General features: G+C 67.5%; 14 protein-coding genes. 2 read left to right on the forward strand and 12 right to left on the reverse strand.

The features are described from left to right. The 5 genes from DID99_RS14830 to DID99_RS14850 all read right to left on the reverse strand — a co-directional run bounded on the left by DID99_RS14830 (position 1) and on the right by DID99_RS14850 (position 9,770). Positions 1-2,454: a fimbria/pilus outer membrane usher protein gene (locus tag DID99_RS14830; RefSeq protein ID WP_124522271.1), complete on the reverse strand. Its 2,454-nt coding sequence runs from the start codon at positions 2,452-2,454 to the stop codon at positions 1-3. Positions 2,455-2,573: 119 nt separating this feature from the next. Continuing rightward, entirely contained in the window at positions 2,574-3,086 is a 513-nt protein-coding gene (locus tag DID99_RS14835; protein WP_044843588.1) for a fimbrial protein, read from the reverse strand. An 864-nt stretch (positions 3,087-3,950) separates the two neighbouring features. After that, positions 3,951-5,414 (reverse strand): efflux transporter outer membrane subunit, encoded by a 1,464-nt coding sequence (locus DID99_RS14840; protein ID WP_124667012.1) that lies wholly within the window; start codon positions 5,412-5,414, stop codon positions 3,951-3,953. Continuing rightward, positions 5,411-8,548 (reverse strand): multidrug efflux RND transporter permease subunit, encoded by a 3,138-nt coding sequence (locus DID99_RS14845; RefSeq protein WP_124667013.1) that lies wholly within the window; start codon positions 8,546-8,548, stop codon positions 5,411-5,413. Before DID99_RS14845 ends, DID99_RS14840 begins: the two co-directional genes overlap by 4 nt. Positions 8,549-8,567: 19 nt before the next feature. Continuing rightward, complete coding sequence (locus tag DID99_RS14850) at positions 8,568-9,770, reverse strand: MexX/AxyX family multidrug efflux RND transporter periplasmic adaptor subunit (protein WP_124667014.1); 1,203 nt, start codon at positions 9,768-9,770, stop codon at positions 8,568-8,570. A 151-nt stretch (positions 9,771-9,921) separates the two neighbouring features. Here DID99_RS14850 and DID99_RS14855 point away from each other — a divergent pair, with 151 nt between their 5' ends. Together DID99_RS14855 and DID99_RS14860 are read left to right on the forward strand one after the other, a co-directional pair. Then, positions 9,922-10,569 carry a TetR family transcriptional regulator gene (locus DID99_RS14855; protein WP_124485531.1) on the forward strand — a complete coding sequence of 216 codons (648 nt, stop codon included), beginning with the start codon at positions 9,922-9,924 and terminating at the stop codon, positions 10,567-10,569. Between the two features lie 330 nt (positions 10,570-10,899). Further along, the gene (locus DID99_RS14860; RefSeq protein ID WP_124667015.1) at positions 10,900-12,177 is read left to right on the forward strand and encodes a M23 family metallopeptidase; all 1,278 of its coding nucleotides are present in this window, start codon (positions 10,900-10,902) and stop codon (positions 12,175-12,177) included. A 165-nt stretch (positions 12,178-12,342) separates the two neighbouring features. Here the strand turns inward: DID99_RS14860 and DID99_RS14865 are convergent, their stop codons facing one another. The 7 genes from DID99_RS14865 to DID99_RS14895 form a co-directional block, all read right to left on the reverse strand. Next, positions 12,343-13,068, reverse strand: a complete 726-nt coding sequence (locus DID99_RS14865) for an amino acid ABC transporter permease (RefSeq protein ID WP_124667016.1) — start codon at positions 13,066-13,068, stop codon at positions 12,343-12,345. A gap of 2 nt (positions 13,069-13,070) precedes the next feature. After that, positions 13,071-13,793 (reverse strand): amino acid ABC transporter permease, encoded by a 723-nt coding sequence (locus tag DID99_RS14870; RefSeq protein ID WP_124522206.1) that lies wholly within the window; start codon positions 13,791-13,793, stop codon positions 13,071-13,073. A 103-nt stretch (positions 13,794-13,896) separates the two neighbouring features. Further along, the gene (locus DID99_RS14875; RefSeq protein ID WP_124667017.1) at positions 13,897-14,712 is read right to left on the reverse strand and encodes an ABC transporter substrate-binding protein; all 816 of its coding nucleotides are present in this window, start codon (positions 14,710-14,712) and stop codon (positions 13,897-13,899) included. 207 nt (positions 14,713-14,919) lie between these two features. Further along, positions 14,920-16,101, reverse strand: a complete 1,182-nt coding sequence (locus DID99_RS14880; RefSeq protein ID WP_124667018.1) for a fimbrial protein — start codon at positions 16,099-16,101, stop codon at positions 14,920-14,922. Positions 16,102-16,168: 67 nt separating this feature from the next. Continuing rightward, entirely contained in the window at positions 16,169-19,165 is a 2,997-nt protein-coding gene (locus DID99_RS14885) for a GLUG motif-containing protein (RefSeq protein ID WP_124667019.1), read from the reverse strand. Beyond that, on the reverse strand, positions 19,162-20,043 hold the full coding sequence (locus DID99_RS14890) for a molecular chaperone (RefSeq protein WP_124667020.1): 882 nt from the start codon (positions 20,041-20,043) through the stop codon (positions 19,162-19,164). Before DID99_RS14890 ends, DID99_RS14885 begins: the two co-directional genes overlap by 4 nt. Positions 20,044-20,047: 4 nt before the next feature. Further along, the gene (locus DID99_RS14895; RefSeq protein ID WP_124667021.1) at positions 20,048-22,663 is read right to left on the reverse strand and encodes a fimbria/pilus outer membrane usher protein; all 2,616 of its coding nucleotides are present in this window, start codon (positions 22,661-22,663) and stop codon (positions 20,048-20,050) included. Positions 22,664-22,681: the final 18 nt, after the last annotated feature.

The raw sequence follows: 22,681 nt of genomic DNA on the forward strand, positions 1-22,681 counted from the left end.
TCATCGTTCGATCCGTGCGGCCGCTGCGTGCGACTCGCCGGATGCCTGGCACGTCACCGGAATCGGCGTGCCTTCGAGTTGAAGCTGGTTCGGCAGCACGTCCACCGTGCACAGCGTGCGTTCGCCCGCGCGCACCGCGAGCGCCGATTTCGGCTGAACCTGGGTCAGGAACGCCGCGCCGCCCTCGCCGACGATGCCGAGCTCCTTGCCGTTCGCCGCGTCCTGCACCGATGCGCCGAACGGCAGCGGCTTGCCGGCCGCGTCGGTCAGCGTCAGGTACAGGTTGCTGCCGCGCGCCGCCGAAAACCTGACGAAGCCGATCGCGCCGTCGGTCAGCACCATGCGCTGGATCGGGTTCGATACCTGCACCTCGAGCGGCAGCTTCTCGACGTTGACGGTCGCGTCGTACACGTTGTACGGCGAGATCCCGTCGAGCACCGCATAGCCGCGCGAGTCGGTGTGCGTGAGCGTGCCGGACAGCGGCACGTCGCGCACGCCGTCGGTCGAGACCAGGAGGCGCGTATCGCCCGCGTTGCCGTTCGCGTGTGCGGCGAGCCCGTACTGCGTCGCGACGAGCGAGCCGTCGACCTCGAGCGACGCGGCCGCATACGCGTTCGCGACCGTCGACGCCTGTGCGGTCAACTGGACCGTCGACGTGCGCTGGCGGAAACTCGCGTTCGCCGATGCGCGGCCGTCGGTCGCGCCCGCGTTGACCTGGTAGGTGCGGCCGTCCGGATCGTCGTAGATGTAGCCTGCGTTCGCGCTCGTGCTGCCGTTGCCCGTCGTCAGGTTCGACGTGACCGTGTGACGACCGCCGATCGGCAGCGTCGCGGTCACCGAGAACTGGTTGCCGCTCGTGCCCGCGCTTTGCGTCCGGAACGCCGACAGGCTGACGTTCAGGTTGCGCAGCGCACCGATCGAGAACGCACGCGTCAACGTGAGGCCGATGCGCTGCTCGGACGAGCGCGCCCAGTAAGTCGTCTGGTCGTACGAAAAATAGGTCGACGTGTCGCCGAAGCGCTTCGACAGCGTCGCCGAATAGCGCTGCTTGCTGTTGGCGAGGCCGTATGCGGTCGGGTCGCCCGAGAACTGCGCGAAGTTCGTGTATTCGCGCTCGGAAAAGCGGTAGCCGAAAAAGCGCACGTCGGCATCGAGCGTGTCGAAATGCTTCGAATAGTTGATCCGGTACGAGTTGCCGTTGCGCGTCGCGCCGTTCCACCACAGGCGCGCACGCGCATGCGTGACGTCGGCCGAGACTGCGCCGAACGTGCCGAAATCGCGGCCGACACCGAGCGCGATCGACGTATAGCCCGACGCGGCGATGAAGCCGCCGTACACGGTGAAATCCAGCGGCAGGCCGTACGCCGCTTCACCGAAACCGAAGAACGGCGTGATGCCGGCGCCCCCGAACTGCCGCGGCTTGCCGACCGCGGCCTTGTAGCGCAGTTGTCCGGTGCGCGCGAGAAACGGCACGGCGGCCGTCGTCACCTGGAAGCGCTGCACGCTGCCGTCTTCTTCCTCGACTGCGACGTCGAGCGTGCCCTGCACGCTCGTGTTGATGTTCTGCAGCGCGAATGCGCCCGGCGACACGCGCGTCACGTACAGCACGCGGCCCGCCTGCGAGACGGTCACGGTCGCGTTGGTGCGCGCGACGCCCGCGATCAGCGGCGCATAGCCGCGCAGCGAAGGCGGCAGCATGCGGTCGTCGCTGCGGATCGACGCGCCTGTCAGCGCGAACGTGTCGAAAATGTCCGAACTCAGGTAGTCGTCGCCGAACGTCACCGTCGACTGGATCGACGGCAGCGCACGAAATGCGTAAAGCCGGCTGAAGCGGAACGTGCGATCCGCGTACGCGCTGCTGCCCGCGTTCGACTGCGCCTGGTAGTCGCCGCGAAAGCGCCACGCGTCCCAGTTCGCGCCGATCGTTCCGTAGGCCTGGATCGAATTCGTCTGCTCGCCGCCCGAACCGAAGTTGCGGTTCGTGTTCGCGATCACGCGATAGTCGAGCATCGCGCCCGGAATCCCTTCGGACCAGCGCTCCGGCGGCAGGTAGTTCGAATCGGTGAATTCGAGCGCGGCCTGCGGAATCGTGATCTTGAGCCGACCGTCGCTCTTCAGGTAACGCACGGTGGCGCCCTCGATCGCGCCGAGATCGACGCAGCGACCGCCCTGGAAGCGCGGCAGGTCCTTCGCGAGCGACGGCTTCAGCCCGAATTGCGCGACGAGTTCCGGAGGCAGGCACGGCTTGCCTGCACCGGACGGGTCGAGCGCGATGAACTGGATCGCCTGCAGCCCGTAGAACAGGTCGTTGACCTGCACGTCGAGCATGTATTCGCCCGGCAGCGTGAAGTCGGCCTGCGCGAACTGCGACAGGTCGACGTTGTTCGAGCCGTCGATGTCGAGGAACGACGAATTGAATTCCGTCGCATGGCTCTGGCTGCCGACCACCAGCACGGAGACGCAAAGGAAGGAATGTCTGATTCGCACGCGGCGCTACCGGAAGTCCGAGAAAAAGCTGGGCAGGAAGGCAAGCAGGAGAAGGGGTGCGCGCACCCCTCCCCCGTGACGGCCGCTTACTGGTAGCGAACCGTGAAGTTCGCGACGCCGTCGGCCGTACCCGGCGTCACGTCGGCTGCCGTCGCTTCGTAGCGTGCGGCGAAGCGCACGGTGTTGTTGCCGTTCTGCAGCAGGGTTGCAGCGGCCTGTTCGACGCCGTTGTCGAGGTCTTCGCCCGTTGCGCCCTGTACGCGGATGCCGACGTTGGTTGCCGAGCCGATCGTGGCGAGCAGCTTCGGCTGGGCCGCGTTCGACGTACCCGTGAACGTGAAGAATGCGTTCTTCGAGATGCTGGTGTCGCAGTCGGTCAGGACGATGTCGAACTTGACCGGCTCCGACTTGTCGCCGGCCTTCTTGAACGTGTGGGTCGGCACCTTGCCGAGGTTCACGGTCTGGTTGACCGAACCCGAGTCGATACCGCACGCGCCCGCGACGATCTCGCCCGTGAAGTTGATCGTGCCGGTGCCGGCTGCGAAGGCCGAGGTGGACAGGGCTGCGAGTGCGACAGCGGCCAGGAGGGATTTTTTCATGACGTTTTCCGTGAGAATTGCAAAGGGAATGGACGACGTGGCGGATACAAAAGGCAGCGTGTGGTTGGCTTCCGTCCGTCACGAGGCGGCATTATCGAGATATGAATGAAAGAATTCTGTAAAGCATTGTCAAATCGCAAATGACAATCTTCGCCTTGCGTACTTTCAAACCCACTGTTTCCTTGAAATTCTCAATCACGATATTTTCATCCGCAGTCCTTTTTGATTTTCCAGAACCGACTGAAAATTAAAGACATTTCCTTTTTGGGATCACTTATTCCCCGCCCTTCCTTGCTGGATATGGCTTCGACGGATTACCAATCAAAAATGCCAAAATTCTGTCCGATCCTGCCATCGTTGCCCGACCGCAACGAATGCATTCATCGATTTTCAACTGAGAGGAAATTAACAGCCGATTTTCGGTGCTACGGATTTCTCGCGCAAACGATTGCGCAATCCGCACAAACGTTTTACCGCGACATTTCGTCACCCGTCATTATTCCCGATACAAGAATCAATTGAATCGTCAACCCGGGATTAAAAGCCGCATGTAATGCCGTGCGCCGTCTCGACATTCGGCGTACCTGTGCGACGACGCGCACGCGACGTTTCGGCGCCCTGGATGGAATCGAAAAAGGAGGAAGTCCGGCACGCTCGGGGCCGTGTGATGACGCGATCGGTCGCCAGGATGCGTGACGGGTCGAAGGTGCGCCTCAGCTCGACCGCGGGGAGAAACAACGTGGATGACGACGACGCGCGGATGCGTTCATCGTCGATCGGTGCCGATGGCCGGATGGACGCCACACCGGCCGGGGTGGCGACGACACATCGCAATGCGCGATCGCCACCCGCACGGCTAGCGAATCACGCGGCGGCCTCCCCGGCTGACGCCGGCGTCCACCCGCCGCCCAGTGCGCGATACAGCGCAATCGCATTCGCGAGCCTCAGTTCCTTGAGCCGGATCAGTTCCTGTCCCGACTCGTACGTGCTGCGCTGCGCGTCGAGCAGTTCGAGATACGTCGCGACGCCGCCCGCATAGCGGCGCTCGGCGAGCTTCAGCCGCGCGCCGTCGGCCGCGTACACGTCCTGCTGCGCGGCAAGCTGGCGATCGATCCAGTCGCGCGCGGCGAACGCGTCGGCCACTTCGCGAAACGCGGTCTGCACGGTCTTCTCGTATTCGGCGACCGCGATGTGCTTGCGCGCGGTCGCGACGTCGAGATTCGCGCGATTGCGGCCGCCCGCGAAGATCGGCAGCGTGATGCGCGGCGCGAACGTCCACACGCTCGTGCCGCCCGCGAACAGGCTCGAGAACGCGTCGCTGACCGAGCCGTAGTCGGTCGTCAGCGCGACGCGCGGGAAGAACGCCGCGCGCGCGGCGCCGATCTGCGCGTTCGCGGCCTTGAGCCGCGACTCGGCCTGCCGGATGTCCGGCCGCCGCTCGAGCAGCGCGCTCGGCGCGCCGGGTGCCACCGGCGCGATCGCGAGCGCGTCGAGCGCGGTGCCGTCGGCCGGCACCGTGCGCGCGAAATCGCCGGCAAGCAACTGCAGCGCGCGCACCGACTGCGCGTGTTCGCGCTGCAGCGCGGCCTGCGACGCACGTGCGGACGCGACCAGCATCTCGGCCGAGCGCAGCTCGATCGCATCGCTCGTGCCGGCCGCATAGCGGCGCTGCGTGAGCGCGGCGATGCGCTCGCGTGCGTCGAGGGTGTGCTGCGCCAGCGCCAGTTGCGCGTGCAACGACCGTTCGGAAACGTACGCGCCGGCGACTTCGGCAATCACGCCGATGCGCACCGTGCGCTGCGCGTCGGCCGTCGCGAAATACTCGGCGAGCGCCGCATCCGACAGGTTGCGCACGCGGCCGAACAGGTCGAGCTCGTACGCGTTGATACCCACGCCGGCGCGATACAGCCCGCTCACCGCGCTCTCGCGCACGACCGGGTCGTACTGGCGCGTGCGCTCGTAGCCGAGGTTCGCGTCGAGCGACGGCATCCGGTCCGCGCGCTGCACGCCGTATAGCGCGCGCGCTTCGTCGAGCCGGCCGGCCGCGATCCGCAGGTCGCGATTGTTCGCGAGCGCCGCGTCGATCCAGGCCTGCAGCGCCGGGTCGGTGAAATATGCACGCCAGTCGTCGAGCAGCGCGGCATCGACAGGCGCCGCGACCGACGCCGGCTGCGTGCCGCCGACGACCGGCGCATAGCTGGCCGGCACCGGCGCCGCCGGCCGCTCGTAGCGCGGCGCGAGCGAGCAGCCGGCGAGCGCGAACGCGAGTGCAGCGGCCAGCGCGACCGGGGCCCGCGGCGTCGCGCGCGCCTTCAGGTGAAACGTCATTGCGCACCCTCCATCGTCGCCGGCCGCGACCCGCCGCGCCGGCGCGGGCCGACGTCGAACAGGCGGCCGACGATCACGAAAAACAGCGGGACGAGGAATACCGCGAGCACCGTCGCCGTGATCACGCCGCCGAGCACGCCGGTGCCGATCGCCATCTGCGCGCCGGACGCGGCGCCCGATGCGAACGCGAGCGGCAGCACGCCGACGCCGAATGCGAGCGACGTCATCACGATCGGCCGCAGCCGCAGGCGCGCGGCCTCGAGCGCCGCGTCGACGAGCGACATGCGCTGCGCGACCAGGTCCTTCGCGACTTCGACGATCAGGATCGCGTTCTTCGCGGACAACCCGATCGTCGCGATCAGCCCCACCTTGAAGTAGATGTCGTTCGGCATCGCGCGCAGCGTGACGCCGAGCACCGCGCCGATCACGCCGAGCGGCACGACCAGCATCACCGCGAACGGGATCGACCAGCTCTCGTACAGCGCCGCGAGCGCGAGAAACACGACGAGCACCGACAGCGCGAACAGCATCGGCGCCTGTGCGCCCGACAGCCGCTCCTCGAACGACTGCCCCGACCACGCGTAGCCGATGCCGGCCGGCAGTTTCGCGGCGAGCCGCTCGATCGCGGCCATCGCTTCGCCGCTGCTGTGGCCCGGCGCGGCCGAGCCGTTGATCGTGAACGACGGATAGCCGTTGTAGCGCGTGAGCTGCGGCGGCCCGAGCGTCCAGTGCAGTGTCGCGAACGCCGCGAGCGGCACCATCTCGCCGCGCGCGTTGCGCACGCGCAGCTTCTGCACATCGTCCGGATCGAGCCGGTGCCGCCCGTCGGCCTGCACGATCACGCGGCGCACCTGCGTGCCGTGCATGAAGTCGCCGATATAGTCGGAGCCGAACATCACCGCGAGCGTCGTGTTGATCTCGTCCATCGACACGCCGAGCGCCGACGCCTTGGCACGATCGATGTCGAGCTTGAGCTGCGGCGCGTCCTGCGTGCCGGCGAACATCAGGTCGGTGAGCGCCGCATCCTTGCCGCCCGCCGCGAGCAGTTGCTCGCGCGCGGCGCTGAACGCCGCATGGTCGAGCCCGCCGCGGTTCTGCAGCCGGAAGTCGAAGCCGCCCGTCGAACCGAGATCGGGCAGCGCCGGCGAGTTCATCGCGAACACCGTGGTGTTCGCCGTGCCCGCGAAGCGCGCGTTGATGCGCGCGACGATCGCCTGCACGTGATCGCGCCCGGCCTTGCGCTCCTTCCAGTTCTTCAGCGTGACGAAGATCATCCCGCCGTTCGGCCCCTCGCCGTACAGGTTGAAGCCGCCGAGCGCGAACGTGTACGCGGCCGGCTCGTCGCGACGAATGTACGATTCGACCTCGCGCACGCTCTGCATCGTTTCCGCGAGCGGCGTGCCCTGCGGCCGGATCACCATCACCATGAAGTTGCCCTGGTCCTCGTCGGGCAGGAACGCGCTCGGCAGTTGCGTGAGCATCAGCGCGGCCGCCGCGGTCAGCGCACCGTACACGACCAGCCAGCGCAGCGGCTTGTTCAGCATCGCGCCGACGCGCGTCGCATAGCGCTGCGTCGAGCGCGCGACGAAGCGGTTGAACCCGCCGAAGAAACCGCGCTTCTCGTGATGGTCGCCGGACACCGGCTTGAGCAGCGTCGCGCACAAAGCGGGCGTCAGCGACAGCGCGAGAAACGCCGAGAAGCCGATCGAGACCGCGAGCGCCAGCGCGAACTGCCGGTAGATGTTGCCCACCGCGCCGCCGAAGAACGCCATCGGCACGAACACCGACGTCAGCACGACCGTGATGCCGACGATCGCGCCGCTGATCTGCTGCATCGCCTTGACGGTCGCGTCGTAGGGCCCGAGCCCTTCCTCGACCATCAGCCGCTCGACGTTCTCGACGACGACGATCGCATCGTCGACGAGGATGCCGATCGCGAGCACCATCCCGAACATCGTCAGCACGTTGATCGAGAAGCCGGCCGCATGCATCACGCCGAACGTGCCCGCAAGCGCGACCGGCACGACGAGCGTGGGGATCAGCGTCGCGCGCAGGTTCTGCATGAACAGGAACATCACGAGGAACACCAGCACGCCGGCCTCGACGAGCGTCGTGACGACCTTGTTCATCGACACGCGCACGAACGACGACGTCTCGTACGGGATCAGGTATTTCACGCCCGGCGGGAAGTAGGCGGACAGCGCGTCCATCGCCGCGCGCACGCGCTGCTCGGTGGCCACCGCGTTCGAGCCGGGCGCGAGCTTGATGCCCATGCCCGTGGCGACCTTGCCGTTCACGTACGACGGATAGTTGTAGTCGTTGCCGCCGAACTCGATGCGCGCGACGTCGCGCAGATAGAGCGCGGCGCCGTCCGGCTGCGTGCGCAGCGCGATCGCGCCGAAGTCGGCCGGCGTCTTCAGCGGCGCGTCGGCGAACACCGTCGCCGCGATCGGCGCGCTGTCCGGCACCGCGCTGCGGCCGATGTCGCCGACCGTCACGCGCGCGTTGTGCGCACGCACGGCCGACGCGATGTCCGACGCGGTGAGGCCGTGCCCGGCCATCTTCACCGGGTCGGGCCAGATCCGCATCGCGTATTCGGCGCCCCAGAACTGCACCCGGCCGACTCCGTCGACGCGGCGCAGCGCCTGCACGACGTTCGCCGACGCGTATTCGCCGAGCTGCACGTCGCTCATCCGGCCGTCGTCGGACGTCAGCGACACGACGAGCTGGATGTTGTCCGCAGCCTTCTCGACCTGGATGCCGTCGCGCCGCACGGGTTCGGGCAGCCGCGCCTCGACCGTCTTCAGCCGGTTCTGCACTTCGACGGCCGCGAGATCGGCGTTGACGCCCTGCTTGAACGTCAGGTAGAGCGACGCCATCCCGGCGCTGCTCGTCGCGGACGTATACAGCAGCCCCGGCGCGCCGTTCATCTCGCGCTCGATCAGCGCGGTCACCGATTCCTCGACGATCTGCGCGGACGCACCCGGATACGTCGCATAGATGCTGACGACGGGCGGCGCGATGTCCGGATACTGCGCGACGGGCAGCGCGCGAATCGCGAACACGCCGCCGAGCATGATGAAGAGTGCGATCACCCACGCGAAGACGGGGCGATCGATGAAGAAACGTGCCATGTTGGTCTATGTGAACCGGTCAGGTTTGACGGGCGGCCGCCGGTGATGCGGACTTCGCCGACGAGGCCTTCGTCGGCGAGGCCTGCTCGACGGGCTTGACGGTGGTATCCGGCGCGAACTGCGCGGCGTTGTCGACGATCACGCGCTCGCCGCCCGCGAGACCGCGCGTGATGCGCCAGTCGCGGCCGCTCATCCGGTCGGCGGCGACTTCGACGTCCTTCACCTTGCCGTTCTCGCCGACCACGCGCACCGACGTGCGATCGGCCGTGCGCAGCAGCGCATCGCGCGGCACGAGGATCGCGCGCTGGTCGACGGCCGCGTCGAGCGCGATCCGCACATACGCGCCCGGCAGCAGTTCGCGCTCGGGATTCGGGAACAGCGCGCGCATCGCGACGGTATCGGTGGTCGGATCGACCGCGAGATCGCTGAACAGCAGCTTGCCCTTCAGCGGATACGCGGTGCCGTCGGCGCGCAGCAGCGTCACCGTGACGTCGTGCTGCGCGATGCCCGTCGCGCGCCCGCTCTTCACCGCGCGGCGCAGTGCGTCGACGTCGGCCGCCGGCTGCGAGAAATTCACGTAGATCGGGTCGAGCTGCTCGACGGTCGTGAGCGGCGTCGCCTGGTCCTGGCCGACGAGCGCGCCTTCGGTCACGAGCGCGCGCCGGGCGCGGCCGGAAATCGGCGCGGTGACGGTCGCATAGTCGAGCTGCAGTTGCGCGCGGGCGAGCTCGGCCTGCGCGGACGCGACGTCGGCCTTCGCCTGCGTGTCGCCCGCGACGGCCTCGGTGTGATCGCGCTCGCTGACCGCGCGGTCGCGCACCAGGTCGTCGTAACGGCGGCGCTTGTCGCTCGCCGCGAGCGCGGCGGCCTGCGCCTTCGCGAGCGCCCCTCTCGCTGCGTCGCGCGCGGCCTTCAGCGGTGCGGGGTCGATGCGGAACAGCACCGCGCCCTGCTTCACTTCCTGGCCTTCCTCGTAAGTCCGCGCGGTGACGATGCCCGCGACCCGCGCGCGCACTTCCGCCTGCCGATATGCGTCGAGCCGGCCCGGCAATTCGACGGTCATCGGCACGGCCGTCGGACGCACCGTCACGACCGTCGCGTCCTGGATGGCCTCCGGCGCCTTGTCCCGTTCGCCCTTTCCGCAGCCGGTCGCGGCCAGCACGGCCGCGAGCGCGAACGACGCCAGCCGCAGGCGGCGCCCCAGGGAGCGTTTGTTATTCATGTGCTGACCTCGGATCGTTCGCCGCCGATACAATGCGGCGGCTCAGGGTGGCCGATTATAATCAGTCACGACTGATTAAATACAGGCGGTCGTCATCCGGCCGCCATACTGTCTCAATAAAACGACAGCGAACTGTAAGGAAATTCACGACATGGCCCGCAAGACCCGGGAAGAATCGCTCGCCATCAAGCACCGGATCCTCGACGCCGCCGAGCTCGTGCTGCTCGAAAAAGGCGTCGCGCAAACCGCGATGGCGGACCTCGCCGAGGCCGCCGGAATGTCGCGGGGCGCCGTGTACGGCCATTACCGCAACAAGATGGAAGTGTGTCTCGCGATGTGCGACCGCGCATTCGCGCGTACGTCGGAAGGGTTCGACGCGGTCGACAGCCTGCCCGCGTTCGCCACGCTGCGCCGCGCGGCATCGCATTACCTGCGGCAATGCGGCGAGCCGGGCGCGATGCAGCGCGTGCTCGTGATCCTCTATACGAAATGCGAGCAGAGCGAGGAGAACGGCGCGTTGCAGCGCCGCCGCATGCTGCTCGAGCTGCAGATGCTGCGCATCACCAAGGCGCTGCTGCGCCGCGCGATCGCGGCCGGCGAACTGGCCGCCGATCTCGACGTGCATCTCGCGGCCGTCCATCTCGTGTCGCTGCTCGAAGGCGTGTTCGCATCGATGATCTGGACCAACCGCTTGCGCGGCAATCTGTGGAACGACGCGGAAGCGATGCTCGACGCCGGCTTCGACGCGGTCAGGACATCCGCCGCGCTGCGCGTGCGCGCGCAAAAATTTCCTGTCTGACGAAAAGCCGCGCAATAAATGCTGATTTAACCCGATTTACCGCAGTGCGAAACGAATGAGCCGACCCTCTTTAAAATTTTTAACGTTTCGCGGAACATCGGTAGACTGACGCTGTCATCTTTCTTTAGCGTCTTCGTGATAAACCGGGTTCGACCCGGAAAGGTCACGCCGCCGTTCGAAGCGGGCCTGCCCGCGAGTTGGGTCGAACGGAAACGACACAGGCCCCTGGCGGGGCCTGTTTTGTTGCACGCCCGTCGCCCGCCCCGTCGTCCCCCGACGGATCTGCCGCCGATGGTTCCCGCCCACACCTCTTTGAACCGCTTTTCCTGGATGTGGACACCTTTGGTCAAGCCTGCCGCAATTCCTGATGCTTTCGCGCCCGGGCGCGCGCAGCGCCTCGTGCGCGCGCTCGTGCCGGCCGCCGTGCTCGGCGCCCTCGCCGCCTTCGGTCTCGCCGCCGCGCTGCCGGCCGTCTCGCAACTGCCGGGCGCCGTCGACTCGGGCACGGCCGCGCTGCCGCAGCGCGTGCTGTCCGACACGCCGTTTCCCACCGCGCAGCATTTCGTGACGAGCGAACTCGCGCGCACGATCGGCGAGCGCAACGAACGCGACGAACGCCCCGACCGCAACCTGCAGCCGGGCCTGTTCGCGCCGCTCAGCGCGCACCGCAACGACATGCTCGGCTATACGAGCCTGTTCCAGCTCGCGCCGCCCGAGCAGCAGCACGGGATGCGCGCGGGCGACATCGAACTCACGCTGTCCGATACGCTGAACCGTCTCGACGTGCCGCCCGAAGTGCGCATCCAGCTCGGCGATCTCGTCACCGGCAAGGTCGCGCTGCGCGCCGGCGCGCAGCGCGGCGACTACTACCGCATCGCGTACGACACCAACAACGGCACGCCACACCTCACCGCGCTCGAGCTGCGCGTCGCGGGCCGCACGTTCGGTGCGATCTGGTTCCGCGCGCCGGGCGCCGACAACGGCGCGTACTACACGCTCGACGGCGCGCCGCTCGAAGCGGCCGCGTTCACGATGCCGGTCAAGTGGACGCGGATCAGCTCGTTCTTCGGCGAACGCGTCCACCCGCTGTCGCAGGCGATGGCATTCCATACCGGCGTCGATCTCGCCGCACCGTCAGGCACGCCCGTCAATGCGGCGGCCGACGGCGTCGTGTCGTTCGTCGGCACCGATCCGGGCGGTTACGGCCACTACGTGATCGTCGATCACGCGGACGGTTATTCGACCTACTACGCGCATTTGTCCGCGTTCGCGCGCGGGCTGAAGACCGGCGAAACCGTCAAGCAGGGCCAGCGCATCGGCTCGGTCGGGATGACCGGCGCGGCCACCGGCCCGCACCTGCATTTCGAAGTTCGCGTCGCGAACGACCCGGTCGATCCGCTCGTCACGCTCGCGAGCGCGCAGACGGGGCTGTCCGACATGCAGCTCACCGCGTTCCGCCAGGAAGCGGCGCAATGGCGCTTCCGCCTCGCGTCGATCAGTACGACGCCGTTTGCATTCGCGCAGAGCGACGGCCCGCTGTGGGGCGATTTCGCGACCGGTCCGTCGACGCTGCGTTCGGTGTTCGATACGCACTACAGCGCGTCCTGACGCTGACGCGCTGAAGTACTGAAGTTCTCAAGCACCGAAGTTCTGAAGCACCTTCACGCCCGTCGCCGCTCGCTCGGCGACGACGCGGCCCGCTGCGGATAGCCGCACGCTCTCACCTTCATCACCGGAAACGCGCCGCATGCATCGCACGCGGCGCGCACGCCGTCACCGCACCGGTTCCGTGCGTTCAGCCGCAGCCCGCGCGATGCGCTCCGCGCGCGGACGACGCGACAGCAACCAGCGCGCCGCACCGTCAAGCGACGTGCACAGCACCAGATAAATCGCCGCGACGAACAGGAAGATCGGCGCCGGATACACCATCAGCCGGTTGTTCACCTGCGTCGCGACGAACGACAGTTCCGGCACGCCGACGATATACGCGAGCGACGTGTCCTTCACGAGCGCGACCCACTGGTTGACGAACGACGGCGTCATGATCCGGATCGCCTGCGGCAGCAGCACGTAGCGCACGGTCTGCCAGCGCGTGAGTCCGAGCGATAGCCCCGCCTGCCACTGCCCGTCGCCGGCCGCGACGATGCCCGCATGCACCGCATGCGCGAGATACGCGCCGCCGATCAGCGCCAGCGCGCACACGACCGTCGCGAGCCCCGGCACGTCCATGTGCAGCAGCATCGGCATCAGGAAGTACGTCCAGAAGATCAGCAGCAGCACCGGAATCGCGCGAAAGAAGCCGATGAACGCGAGCAGCAGCACGCGCAGCGGGCCGCGCGCGAGCGCCATCGCGACACCGAGCGCCACGCCCAGCACCGCCGATGCGATGGCCGACGCGATCGCCAGCACGAGCGACAGCGCGGCGCCGCCGAGCGGGCCATCCGGGAATGCGCCGACGAGCAGGTACGGCAGGTTGTCGAGCAGCAGCGAGAGATCCATCGTCAACGCCCCGCCCCGAGCCGGTCGCGCCATTGCGTGGCCGCGTAGGCACCGGCCTCGATCGCGGCCACCGCGGCGACGTACAGCACGGTCGCGACACCGAAGGCGGCAAAGGTCTTGAACGTCTCCGTCTCGACCTGCCGCGACGCGTACGACAGCTCGGCGACACCGATCGCCATCGCGAGCGACGAGTTCTTCACGAGATTCATGTATTGGCCGAACAACGGCGGCAGCGCGATGCGCACGGCCTGCGGCAGCACGACGTAGCGCAGCGACTGCATCGGCGTGAGGCCGAGCGCCGCGGCCGCATCATGCTGCGCACGGCGCACGCCGCGCAGCCCGGCTTCGCATTCCTCGGCGACGAACGCGGCCGTGTACGCGCTCAACCCGAACCAGCCCGCGACGAACTCGAACGACGGCCATGCGAGCGTGAACGGGCCCGCGCTCAGCTGATGGCGCGCGTTCAGCCATGCGACCCATGTGTCGGGCAGCAACGACGCGACGCCGAAATACCAGAACAGCAACTGCACGAGCAACGGCGTGTTGCGGAACGCGACGACATAGCCGGCCGCGAGCGTGCGCGGCGCCGTTCCGCGCGCATGCCGCATGACGGCGAGCAGCAGTCCGCCGACCGTCGCGGCGAGCGCCGACGCGGCCGCGAGGCCGAGCGTCAGCAGGAAGCCCTGCCAGAGCCAGGACAGATATTTGGGAGCCAAGCCGAGCATGGTGGTGCGGGCGCGAAGCAAGCGATCAAGAGAAACGAAAAACGCCGCGATCCCCACGCACCGGCACGACCGATGGCGGAGCGCGGCGCGTCCTGCATGCGACTCAGGTCTTGTCGCCGATGCGGAAGATGCGCGTGAGCGGCGTCTTCGTCGTCGGACCGAACCACGCGTCGTAGATCTGGCCCGCGCGGCCATTCGCCTCGAGCCCCTTGAGCGTGTCGTTGACGAAGCCGAGCAGGCGCGTCTCGCCCTTCGGCACGCCGACGCCCATGTAGTCGTTGGAGATCGTGAATGCCGGGATCTCGTAGTTCTGCCTGTCGGGCACGTTCGCGAGCAGGCCGATCAGCTTCGGCCCGTCCTGCGTGATCGCCTGCACGTTGCCGGCGCGCAGCGCGGCGAATGCGAACGGCGTGTCGTCGTACGCGACGATCGTCGCCTTCGGGAATTTCTCGCGCAGCGTGATCTCGTTCGTCGTGCCCTTGTCCGCGCCGACGCGCAAGCCGTTCAGCTGGTCGGCCGATTTCAGCACGCCCTTCTTCGCGAGAAACTGCTGGCCCGACGAGAAATACGGGATGCTGAAGTCGACCTGCTTCGCGCGCTCGTCGGTGATCGTGAAGTTCGCGAGCACCAGGTCGACCTTGCCGGAGGTCAGGAACGGAATGCGGTTCGCGGGATTGGTCGGCTGCAGCTGCAGCTTCACGCCGAGCTTGTCGGCCAGCGCCTTCGCATAGTCGACGTCGAGGCCGACGATGTGATTGCTCTTGCCGTCGACATAGCCGAACGGCGGATTGCTGTCGAAGGTCGCGACGCGCAGCACGCCGGCCTTCCTGATGTCGTCGAGGCGGTCCGCGTGCGCGACCGTGCCGGCCGTGACGAGTGCGGCCCCGACGAGCCACGTAGCGAGAGTGTGGAGTTTCATGAGCACGACCTGATTTGTTATGAAGGCCGGCGCGGATCGCGCGGCGGCCGGTTCGAGGAACATCGCGACGCTGTGTGTCGTCGCAAAGCCGCTAACGTATCAGCGCGTGCGGCGATTCCGAACCAACAAATGGTGCTTTGCTCTGCGGGTTTCGTGATGAGGCATGGCGCGCGCGCATCACCGCGATGCGTGATGCCATGCGCACTTTCATGGAAACGTAAACGAAAACTCCGCACCGCCGCCGGCGTAACCGGGCGCCAGTTCGCTATCCGTGCCGGTGCGGATGTACTGGGCGCGCAGCGACATCACGGCGATATCTCCGGTGCGCCGCATCGGATACTGGGTGGCCGCGCCCGGTTCGTCGTAGGCTATCCGCTCGCCGGTCAGCGCGTTCGTCATCACGATGTTGAAACCTTGCGCGACCCTCTGACTGGCCGGTGCGCTCAACTGCAGCAGCGTGCGGTCCGCGTTAGGCTTGGCCGCCTTGTCGCGGAAGCTGATCGACGGTTTCGCCGCGGCAGCGCACTGACTGAGCGTGATATCGAAATCGACGGGCTTCGACGTCGCGTGCAGGCTGGGGAAATTGCTGATCGAGAAATTGCCGAGCGTCACCGGCACGATCATGTTCGACTGGATCTCGCAGCGATTCGGCACCGTGATCTGGCATTCGCTGCCGATGCAGATGTTGCCGACGCCGACAAAGGTTCGCCTCTGCTTGCATCGATTGGGGGGGATGGTCTGTTCCGGCACCGTCACGTCGCCGCCGATCGATACGGCGCCTTTCGGGAGATCGACCGCATAGATCGCGACGGTCGGGTTGCCCGGCAAATTCCGGACGACCAGCTTGCCTTCCGGCAACTGTGACGCAGGCTTGCCGAGTACCAGGAACTGCCGGTAACGCATGATCTGGACATCGCCCTTGGTTCCACCACCCGCCGGATCGATGACTTCGGTTTTCCCGACGGCCATCGGAGAACCACTCTGCTGCAACGTTCGTTCGACGCCATCACCGGATACGCCAGCCCACTTGAAGCCGATACCGTCGACATTCGTTTGCGCGACACCGTCTGCAATCATGGTGCCCGGCATCCAGTGCCCGGCGTTCACCAGTTCGTGCGCGCCGTCGGCGCCCGGGCCGCCGTGGTTGAACGAAACGAACAACGAAACGGTACGCTGGTACAGGACCGAGCCGACCGGCGTCGCGCTCGTCAACGGCGTGACGAGTCGCCACGGCGTCGCCTCGACGTTGCTGAATGTGCAATCGAGCGCCGTTGAGGCGCCGGGCGCCGCGGCATGCGCTATCCAGGCAAACGCCGCGCACCCGGCCACCGCCAACCGAAGTATCCGCCGAGCTGTTCGCCCGAGCCCGCGCCACTGAATCCTTGTCATGATGTCTCTCACTGACTGGGCGGCGAGCGCCGCACGCCGGCAGCGTGCGTGCCCGCCGCCGGCTGCATTACTCGATCACGCCGAGGTTGAGCCCCGCGATCTTTTGCAGCGCCGCGTCGCCCGACGTCCCGCTGTTGCGGAACGTGCCCCGGTTGATGCCCACCAGACCGCCGAAGGTCTGACCCGACGATCCGTTGATCCGGCCGCTGGCGGCCGAACGCTCGACCAGCCCCGTGTTCAGGCCCACGAGACCGCCGAGCGTCGCATAGCAGCCAGCCCAGATCGCGCCCGACGCGGACACGTCGATCATCGTGCCCAGGTTTTCACCCGCGAACCCGCCGACCGTGCTCGACGAGCCGCCCTGGACCTTGCCGGTCGCCTGCGCCGTCGCAATCGTGCCCGACGACAGGTTGGTGCCGGCGAAGCCGCCCACCGACGCCCAGCTTCCGGCCGACACGTCGCCGCTCGCGTCGACGTCCATCAGTTCGGCCCCGTTGCTGCCGACAAAACCGCCCGTCTTGCTGTAATTGCCGCCGGTCGTCTTGCCGCGCGCAACCGCGTGGGAAATCCGGCCGCCGAAGTGACTGCCGACGAAACCGCCGTTGGTGCCTTGCCCGCCCGAGACCGCGCCATGCGCTTCCGCCATGTCGATGAGCGAGTCGATGCCCACGTTGATGCCGACGAAACCGCCCGTCGCACCGGTCGACGCGCTCGACACCGCGCCCAGCGCCTTGCTGTTGCGCACGATGCCCTGGTTCAGCCCGACGAAGCCGCCGGTTCCCTGTGCGTATCGGCCGTCGACGACGCCGGAGGCGATCGAATCGGTAACGGTGCCGGTATTGATCCCGACGAGCCCGCCCGCCATGCCGCTCGATCCCCCCGTCACGCGTCCCGACGCCGATCCGCCGTCGATCTCGCCGAGCAGGTTCGCACCCACGAGCCCGCCGACGTTCACGCCGGCAAGATTCGCTCCCGACGTGGAACCGAGGCTCGATGAGCGGAGAATCCTGCCGCCTCGGTTGACGCCGACGAGCCCGCCGATCGATGCCTGGTTCGACGCGCCGCCGGATACGGTCGCGTTCGCCGTGCTGTCGGCCAGCACGCTGTCAGGTCCATTCGTGCCGTTCTCGCCGACCAGTCCGCCCACCGCATACGACATGCCGTTACCTGTCACCGACCCGGCAAACGAGGTATCGCGGATCTCTCCGAGGTTGATGCCGGCCAACCCGCCCAGCGCATTGCTGCGATTGGCACCCGCGCTCACCTGCATGCCTGTCGCCGTCACGTTCGAGATCTTGCCGACGTTTTCGCCGACCAACCCGCCGATGGCGACCGGCCCGACCCCCGATGCCGCGCTGACGCGCAGCGACTTGAGCTTGAGATTGGCGATGGTGCCGGTGTTGCGGCCGAACAGGCCCGCATACGGGCCGCTGCTCGAGATGGTCAGGTTGCTGATCGTGTTGCCGAGGCCATCGAACGTACCGTAGAACGCCGTGCCGGAGCCGATGGTCTGGAACGCGCTGCCGTAGTACGTGCCGGCAATGTCGTTGCCGAGCACGTACAGCCCGCCGAGGTTCGAGCCGGCCGCCTGCAACTGGCCGAGCGTCTGGATCACGGTGTAGCGCTGGCCATTCGACTCGAAGCCCGCGCCGAGCCCCGACAACGTCACGGCCGCGCCGTTGGCGAGCGAATACCCGCCGACATGGTCCAGCGTGAACAGCGCATTCGCGCCCGTCAGCGAAATCGGCGCCGCGATCTGCACGCCCTGCCCGGATGCGATGTCGAGGCGCGCGTTCGCGCCCGTGGCTCGCAACGCGCCGTTGATCGCGACGTTGCCCTGCTTGCTGGCAAGACCCAGCCGGTTGCCGCTGGCCCAGGTCACCGGCCCGTCGACCGACAGCGTGCCGCGTTCGGCGACGAGTTCGACATGGGTGGTCGCAAGGTTGCGGGCCAACGTGTCGGCCACGATCGTACCCGGCTGGTTCGCGCCAGCCTTGACCTTCAGCTCGGACGACGCGATGCGCCAGGTACCGCCATACCCGTTGGTCGCACGGGTATCGACCATCGCACCGAGCGCCACCTTCACGTCGGCGCCTCGCGTCTCGATCGTGCCGCCGTTGCCCGGCGTCGCCGCGCTGGCGTTCAGCATGCCTGCGACGTTGACGGTGCCTGCATCGTAACCGTCCAGCGTGATCCGGCCGGCCTTGTTCCTGAGCGTCTTCGCCTCGATGGTGCCCTGGTTGTTGACCACCGTGCGCAGCACCGCATCGGCCGCCTTCGCGCTCATCAGCACCTGCCCGCCGTCGGCCTTCAGTAGCTGCTCGTTGCTCACCAGCGCCTCGAGTATGCCCTTGTCGATCTGCACGCCGAGCAGCTTGCCACCGTCGAAATTCAACGTGACGTCGCTGCCCGCACCCAGCGCGACGGTACCCATCTGCGCCTGGACGATACCGCGGTTCGTCACTTTCGCGCCGAGCAACGCGATCGCGCCGCCTTCGCCCGCGACGAGATTGCCGACGTTCAGCACTTCGCTCGGCGACGAGCCGGCAAACCGGTAGCGGCCGGCCTCGAAGTCGTCGTCCTTGATGTCCAGCGTCGTCGCAACCAGCCCGCCCACGTTGACCTGCGCCCCCTTGCCGAACAGGATGCCGTTCGGATTGACGAGGAACACGCGGCCGTTCGCGTCGATGTTGCCCAGGATCGCGCTGGCGTCCTGCCCGACGACCCGGTTCAGCGCGATCGACGTCACGGACGGCTGGTTGAACGTGACGCGCTGCCCTTTGTCGATGTTGAACGACTGCCAGTTCGTCACCAGTTTGTCGCTATGCTGGTTGACCGACATCTGCTGACCGTTGTCGTAGCGAAGAAAGTCCGCCTTCCCGGACAAGATCGTCTCGCCCACCGGCAGCGCGTACACGGGCGCCAGCGTGCCGCCTGCGAGCAGTGCCAGCAACGCGACGACGTGCCTGCGCACCGCGGACTTGCCGCGCCGGCGTGCCCGCTCGCCGGCCACCTGCCAAGCGCCCTGCCCGGCGCTCCATACCAAAGCGTATGTCCTGTTCACTTTCGTTTTCCTTGTAGTAGTTGAATCCCTGCCGATGCCCCCGGCAGGACGGGTACTGCAAGCGTTGACGTACCGGCGCCCACTGCGACGGCGAGCCGCGCCCGGTATTCGTGCGATGCGCCGCTGTCGTCGACGGCGTCGAACACGACCTCGCCCGGATGCGCGGCGGCCTGCGCACCGACCGGGATCTCGGCGCGACCGAACGGCGCGACATCCACCGCGCCGTTCGCAAGCCCGATGGATTCGCCATCCAATGTCACGCGCGTGAGGGTCACGTAATACGGGGTGGGGTTGATCGCGACGATCGACGAGGCCGCCTTCGTGCCGCCCTGCGTCCAGGCGAGCCGGTTCGGTGCGTGTTCGGAGTCCCCCTCGAGACCCGCCGGCCGATACAGCAGCTTCATCCTGAGCCGGTACGCGATGCGCAGCATGTGATCGCCCGCCGACGCGGCCGGCGGTACTTCGAGCAGGTTGATCCAGAAGCACGATTCCCGATCCGGTGCGAGATCGCCGCCGATGGACTGCACGCGGATCGACAACGGCTGCGCCGGATCGAGTCTCGCGAGCGGCGGCGCGACGACGAACGGCACACGCAGGCGGCTCGGGTCGGCGTTCGCGTCACCATCGTCCAGCCAGGCCTGCACGAGGATGGGTGCCGGCCCGCCGTTGCGCGCGAGTATCGCGAGCGAACGCGCGTCACCCGGATAAACGAAGCGGGTTCCGATCACGGAAAGCGCCGCCTCGCACCGAACCGTCGCGATGCTCGCCACGCATGCCAACACCGCCACGCACACGAAGCGAACGGTGCCGGCCCGCCCGCGTGAGCGGCATCGCGCGATGCGGATGACAGCGTCGACAGGAAAGACGGCGCGCTGCATCGGACTAACGCTCCCCGACACGGCCGGCGGACGATGCGGCGGCCAGTGGAGACGCCGTCGACACACGGCAGGTGCCGGTCATCGGCACGTAACCACTGCCCGTGCGCTGTGCTGCCGGCACCGAATAATCGATCACGCACTGCTGGTCGGGACGCGCCCCCCATTCGACGCGGATCCGACCGTCGTTCTCGGCACCGCGCACGAACAGGCGGCTGCCCTGGCCGACCACGCCGAGCGCGGCGCCAGTGCGCGCGTCGAGCGCGCGTGCCGCGAACGGGAGCGGCCGACCGTCGTCGGTCTGCGCATCGATCAGCAACGCACGCGCCTTCAGCGTGTCGTACGACAGCATGACGACGGAGCCCGCGCGCGGGGCAACGCTGCGCGAAACGGTCTTCAGTTCGACATCATCCGGGACGTCCTTGGGATCGATGTCGACCTTGTTGAGCTGATACGGGATGAGGCTCGGTACGATCGCGTAGCCGAACCGGTCGACGCGTGCGCTCGTATTGGCGACCAGCGCACCGCGCGCGTGCGGCGCGTGCACGACGCCGATCGTCTCGTTCAGCGTGGGCGCCGCCGTCAGACCGCCCGGGTGCAGCACCAGGCCGCCCGTCGCGTTCGCCGATGCCTGCTGGTATTCGCGCCCGAGCCCGAAATTCGCCGACAGCGACATCGACGGCAATTGATAGCCGATGCCGACGCCGCCTGACGCCGCGCGGTTGTTGCCGTCGTAGCTCGACGATAACGAATACGACCCGTCGCTCCGCTCGCCGAATCGGCCGGCCACGCTCGCCGTGGCGCTCGTGCCGGCGCTGCTGTCGTGTGTGACGAGCGTGCTGAAGATCGGCGCGCGCCGCGTGTTGTGCCCCAGCGGGATCGATACGTTCACGCTCACGAGCGTGCTGCCCGCCTCGCCGCCGGACGACGGGCCGCGTGCGGACAGGTTGCGCACACGCTGCACCGACGCGGTCAGCGTGGCGTCGCGCCATTGCGTGCTGTAGCCGAGCGTGAAACTGAGCGACTGCCCTCCCCCCGCCCAGTAGCTGAGCGCCGATCCGTTCGCGTAAACGTTGCCCGATCGCCCGATCTGTTGACTCACGTTGAGGTCGACTCGATTGCGCAGCCGCGGAAACGCTTCGGCGCCGGCGCCCTGGTCGCCCCTGCCGTTCAGCAGCAACGCGTCGCGCAGGCCGAGATAGCCTTTCGTCGAGTAGCGATAGGCGAGCAGCGAAAAGTTCGTGCCGCTGTTCGGCAGGTTCTTGCTGTACGACACGCGGATACTCGACCCGGTCAGACGGTCACCGCCCGGCGGCTGGGTCCGCGCGATCGTGACGTCCGCCGCGAAGCCGCCAATCGACGTGTTGAGCGCGGCACCCATCAGTACCGACTGGTAGCGATTCGCAAACGCGGCGCCTCCGTAGGCCGTCACCGTATTGCTGACGCCACGCTGCACCGTGAACTGGCCGACGTATTGCGTGCCGATATCGCCGCCGAGTTCGATTGCCCGTCCCGCCATCGCGCTGAACCGCGTGCTACCGGGACGCAACAACTGGACCGTCGTTGCGAACGGCACCACGAAACTGCGCGTTTCGCCGTTCGCTTCGGTCACCGTCACGTTCAGGTCGCCGCCGTAGCTCATCGCCTGAAGGTTCTCGATCGCGAACGGCCCGGGGGCGACGGTCGTCTCGTGAACGAGGTAGCCGCGCTGATAGATCGACACCTTTGCGTTCGTCTGTGCAATGCCTCGCACGATCGGTGCGTAGTAGCGCTGCTCGTCGGGCAGCATCCGGTCATCGCTGGCCAGTTGCACGCCTCGAAACGATATGGCGTCGAACAGTGCACCGCTGGTCGAACTCTCGCCCGCCAGCAACTGCGCACGCCATTCGGGCAGATCGGTTTGTGCATAGACGTAACCGCGCTGGTAGCGCGCGCCACCGCGCTGCGACCAGGTCAGGTTGCCGTTGTGGCGAATCCGGAAGCGCCCTGCGCTCGCCGCCATCGAAAGGCCGGTGTAGAGCTGCGAGAACTCGTCGCCGCCGGAGCGCGTCGTGAACGCGCTGACGTTGTAGTTCAGCAACGCAGCCGGCACGCCATTCGTCCAGTTTGCCGGGTCGACATAGGTGCTGTGGCTGGCCCGCCGCATATAGAACTGCGGCACCGTCAGATACAGTTTCTGCTCCGCCGGATCGAACGACAGCACAGCACCGGGCACGTACCGGGAAGGCGCGTCGCAGAACAGCGCGTCGGGCATCGGATTCGTCGGCTGGCTGCCGTCCTGGCCTCGCTCGCTCCGGTCGAGGTCGACGCCGGCCCGCTGCAGCAGCAGGCGGTCGTAGCACGGCCGCACGTCGCCGTGCTCGTCACGCCGGAACGTGATCTCCTCGACACCGCGCCACTGCCCGTTGACGATCAGATCCGCACGATGCTGGCCCGGTACGATGCCGTTCGGCCGCTCGAACGGCGTCGTATCGATCGGCTCACTGCCCGGGCCACGCATCAGCATCGAATCGTCGAAATGCGTCGCGCCAGCAGGCGGGAGAATCGGCGATGCGCCCGCGCCTGCATGGCGTGCGTTGTCCGGCTCGATCGCGTCCGCGACAGCGTTTGCGCTCGCCGACATCGCTACCGAAGCAAATAC

This window comes from Burkholderia sp. Bp8986 (assembly GCF_003854225.1).
In the GTDB taxonomy this organism is placed as follows: domain Bacteria; phylum Pseudomonadota; class Gammaproteobacteria; order Burkholderiales; family Burkholderiaceae; genus Burkholderia.